The organism is uncultured Flavobacterium sp. (assembly GCF_963975005.1).
Classification (GTDB): Bacteria; Bacteroidota; Bacteroidia; order Flavobacteriales; family Flavobacteriaceae; genus Flavobacterium.
Genome location: NZ_CAXBFR010000177.1, coordinates 1 through 4,165, shown reverse-complemented (window position 1 = coordinate 4,165; position 4,165 = coordinate 1). Strand labels below are relative to the sequence as shown.

The 4,165-nt window shown below is 31.5% G+C and carries 3 protein-coding genes and 1 pseudogene; 3 read left to right on the top strand and 1 reads right to left on the bottom strand.

The features are described from left to right. Window positions 1-142 precede the first annotated feature (142 nt). Window positions 143-1,282 carry an acyl-CoA dehydrogenase gene (locus AACZ53_RS14040; RefSeq protein ID WP_339839743.1) on the bottom strand — a complete coding sequence of 380 codons (1,140 nt, stop codon included), beginning with the start codon at window positions 1,280-1,282 and terminating at the stop codon, window positions 143-145. Between the two features lie 96 nt (window positions 1,283-1,378). On the opposite strand from AACZ53_RS14040, the gene AACZ53_RS14035 reads away from it, so the two are divergent. The 3 genes and pseudogenes from AACZ53_RS14035 to AACZ53_RS14025 all read left to right on the top strand — a co-directional run. Then, window positions 1,379-2,443, top strand: coding sequence for an anhydro-N-acetylmuramic acid kinase (locus AACZ53_RS14035; RefSeq protein ID WP_339839740.1), 1,065 nt, complete (start codon window positions 1,379-1,381; stop codon window positions 2,441-2,443). Window positions 2,444-2,568: 125 nt separating this feature from the next. Further along, entirely contained in the window at window positions 2,569-3,795 is a 1,227-nt protein-coding gene (locus AACZ53_RS14030; RefSeq protein WP_339839745.1) for a Glu/Leu/Phe/Val dehydrogenase dimerization domain-containing protein, read from the top strand. Window positions 3,796-3,813: 18 nt separating this feature from the next. Then, window positions 3,814-4,165: pseudogene (locus tag AACZ53_RS14025) on the top strand (sodium:proton antiporter); the annotation flags it as partial.

Genomic DNA, 4,165 nt, shown 5'->3' with positions numbered 1-4,165 from the left:
AGGATAGGAGCAATTGTTTGAGCTCTTTTTTGTTTAATACTTTATTCAAAAAAGCGAGTGCGGACACCACAACACAAAGGCTCACACCAAAAAAAATCCAACTCTATTGAATTGGATTTTAATGTATTATATATTTATTTTTCTATTTTGTTAACCCTCTTGAAATAACTATTCGTTGAATTTCAGAAGTTCCTTCATATATCTGTGTGATTTTTGCATCACGCATCATTCTTTCTACATGGTATTCACTTACATAACCGTTTCCACCATGAATTTGAACAGCTTCGATAGTTGTGTTCATTGCAGTTTCTGAAGCAAATAGTTTTGCCATTGCACCCGAATGTGAAATATCTTCTCCATTATCTTTTTCAAAACCAGCTTTGTAACATAACATTCTAGCAGCTGTAATCTGGACATGCATATCAGCTAATTTGAAGGCGATTGCTTGGTGTTGGATAATTGGTTTTTTGAATGTTACTCTTTCTTGAGCATATTTTAAAGCTAATTCATAAGCACCTTGAGCAATGCCTAAAGCTTGAGAAGCAATACCGATTCTTCCTCCATTTAATACATTCATTGCGAAGGCAAATCCAAAACCGTCTTCCCCAATTCTATTCTCTTTTGGAACTTTTACGTCAGAAAACATTAATGAATGCGTATCTGAACCTCTAATTCCCATTTTTTTCTCTTTTGGTCCAATTGAGAAACCTTCCCATCCTTTTTCTACAAGAAAAGCATTGATTCCTTTATGTCCTTTTTCTATGTCGGTTTGTGCAATTACAATATATGTAGAAGCTGATTTACCATTAGTTATCCAATTTTTTGTCCCGTTTAAAAGGTAGTGATCTCCTTTGTCAATTGCTGTTGTTTTTTGAGATGTAGCATCGGATCCTGCTTCTGGTTCTGATAAACAAAATGCACCTATAACCTCGCCAGTTGCAAGTGGAATTAAGTATTTTTGTTTTTGTTCTTCATTACAATATTTTTCGATTCCTGCACAAACCAAAGAGTTATTTACAGACATAATTACTGCTGCTGACGCATCTATTTTTGCAATTTCTTCTATTGCACATATGTATGAAATACTATCTAAACCAGCACCACCATATTTAGGATCAACCATCATTCCCATAAAACCTAATTCAGCCATTTTCTTGACTTGCTCTTCAGGAAATTTTGAATGTTCATCTCTTTCAATTACACCTGGTAATAATTCTGTTTGAGCAAAATCTCTCGCAGCCTGCTGAATCATCAATTGCTCTTCGTTTAATTTGAAATCCATAATCTAAAATATAATGTTTTGAATTTATGATAAAATAAGTTGTCAAATGTACTTATTTATTAGCACTTTTTCAATAACTATTTGTAATTTTAACCCATGTTTAAGCAGAACTATAACGTTATCGGAGTTATGTCGGGAACTTCATTAGATGGAGTGGATTTGGCTCATGTTAAATTTTTAAAAAAGGACAAGTGGACCTATGAAATTTTAGAAACAGAAACTATTTCATATTCAGAAGAGTGGCTTTTAATTTTAAAATCGGCAGTCAATTTTTCTTCAACTGAACTAAGTCAATTAAATGTTGATTATTCCCATTTGTTAGCTCAAATGATTAATAATTTTATTTTTAAAAATAAGACCAAAGACATTGATGCAGTTTGTAGCCATGGCCATACTATTTTACATAAACCAAATCTTCGATATACGCTACAAATAGGAAACTTACCGATTATTTCAATATTAACTAAACAAAATGTAGTTTGTGATTTTAGAGTCCAAGATGTCGAATTTGGTGGTCAAGGAGCACCCTTAGTTCCGATTGGAGACCAATTACTTTTTTCTGAATTTGATTATTGTTTGAATTTAGGAGGTTTTTCAAATATTTCATTTGATGAAAATGGTACAAGAATTGCATTTGATATTTCTCCTGTAAACACAGTTTTGAACTTTTATTCTAACTCTTTAGGGTTTAATTATGACAATAAAGGTGAAATAGCAAAATCTGGGAATTTGAATTTAGAATTGTTCCAAAAGCTTAATGAATTGGAATTTTATAGTTCAGATTATCCTAAATCGTTAGGAATTGAATTTGTAAATGAATTTGTCTTACCTCTAATTGAGTTATTCAAAATTCCTACAAAGGACAAGTTGAACACTTTTGCAGAGCATGTCGCTTTACAAATAAGTAGAATTGTTACAAAAAAAAGCGCCTCTTTGTTAATATCAGGAGGAGGGGTTTATAATGATTTTTTAATTCAAAGAATAAAGTTTTATTTACCTAAAAATAAGATAGTTATTCCAGATAAGAAAGAAATAGAATTTAAAGAAGCTTTGATTTTTGCTTTTTTAGGAGTTTTGAAATTGAGAGATGAAACTAATGTTTTAAGAAGTGCGACTGGAGCAAAACAAGATCATAGTTCAGGAAAAATTTATCTAAAATAAACTTAAAGTATTGATATTAAGACTTGTTTTCGGTTTATATGTTATTAAAATACTAAAAAAATATGAATGCTTTATGTAGTCATACAGATTATGTATATTTGTTGAATTACAATTTAAAAGAATTAATGAAAGATTTATTACAAAAATTTGAAAATAAAGAACCAGAAATAGTTTTTAATTGGAAAGATCCTGAAACGGAGGCTGAAGGTTGGACGGTAATCAACTCATTAAGAGGTGGTGCAGCTGGTGGTGGAACTAGAATGAGAAAGGGTTTAGATATGAACGAAGTTCTTTCTTTAGCTAAAACAATGGAAGTGAAATTTTCTGTTTCTGGACCAGCGATTGGTGGTGCAAAATCAGGAATTAATTTTGACCCAAGTGACCCAAGAAAAAAAGGTGTTTTAGAGCGCTGGTATAAAGCGGTTTCTCCTTTATTAAAAAATTATTACGGAACGGGTGGAGATTTAAACGTTGATGAAATTCACGAAGTAATTCCAATGACAGAAGAATGTGGTGTTTGGCATCCTCAAGAAGGTGTTTTTAACGGACATTTTAGACCAACTGAAGCTGATAAAATTAATAGAATCGGACAATTACGTCAAGGTGTAATTAAGGTTATTGAAAACCCTAATTTTTCTCCTGATGTTTCCCGTAAATATACTGTAGCCGACATGATTACTGGTTATGGCGTTGCAGAAGCTGTTCGTCATTATTACGCTATTTATGGTGGAGATGTAAAAGGAAAAAAAGCAATTGTTCAAGGTTTTGGAAATGTAGGGTCAGCAGCAGCTTTTTATCTAGCAGAAATGGGTGCAAAAGTAGTTGGAATTATAGATAGGGATGGGGGTTTAATTAATGAAGAAGGATTTACTTTTGAAGAAATTAGACAATTATTCTTAAACAAAGACGGAAACAAATTAGTAGCTGAAAATATGATTCCTTTTGAAGAAATCAACAAGAAAATTTGGAATATTGAAGCTCAAATATTTGCTCCTTGTGCAGCATCACGTTTGGTTCAAAAATCACAAATAGACGAAATGATTGCTTCAGGTTTGGAAGTAATTTCTTGTGGAGCTAATGTTCCTTTTGCTGACAAAGCAATTTTCTTTGGACCAATTATGGAGGAAACAGACAAACAAATAAGTTTAATTCCAGATTTTATTTCAAACTGTGGAATGGCTAGAGTATTTGCTTATTTTATGGAGAAAAAGGTTCAAATGACCGATGAAGCTATTTTTTCAGATACTTCATCAATAATAAAAAATGCAATTCAAAAAGCACATAATCTTAATTCTGATAAGAAAGACATTAGTGCAACCGCTTTCGAAATTGCATTAAAACAATTAATTTAAAAATAATAAAACAAAAAAATGGAAGCAATTTTAATCATAATATTCATTGTTGGATATTTAGCTATTGCATTAGAACATAATATAAAAGTAGATAAACTTGTGCCAGCTCTTGCCATGATGGCGATTTTATGGGCAATTATTGCTGTTGCTCATTTAGATGTTTTTGAAGTAAATACTGTTACAAAGTCATTAGACCTGCATCATTTAGAAGGGGTGCTACTTCATCATTTAGGAAAAACAGCAGAAATTTTAGTCTTTTTATTAGGAGCAATGACAATTGTTGAAATCATTGATTATTTTGATGGATTTTCAACAATCAAATCTTATGTAAAGACTAAGCGTAAAGTTAATTTACTTTGGTTGTTTACAA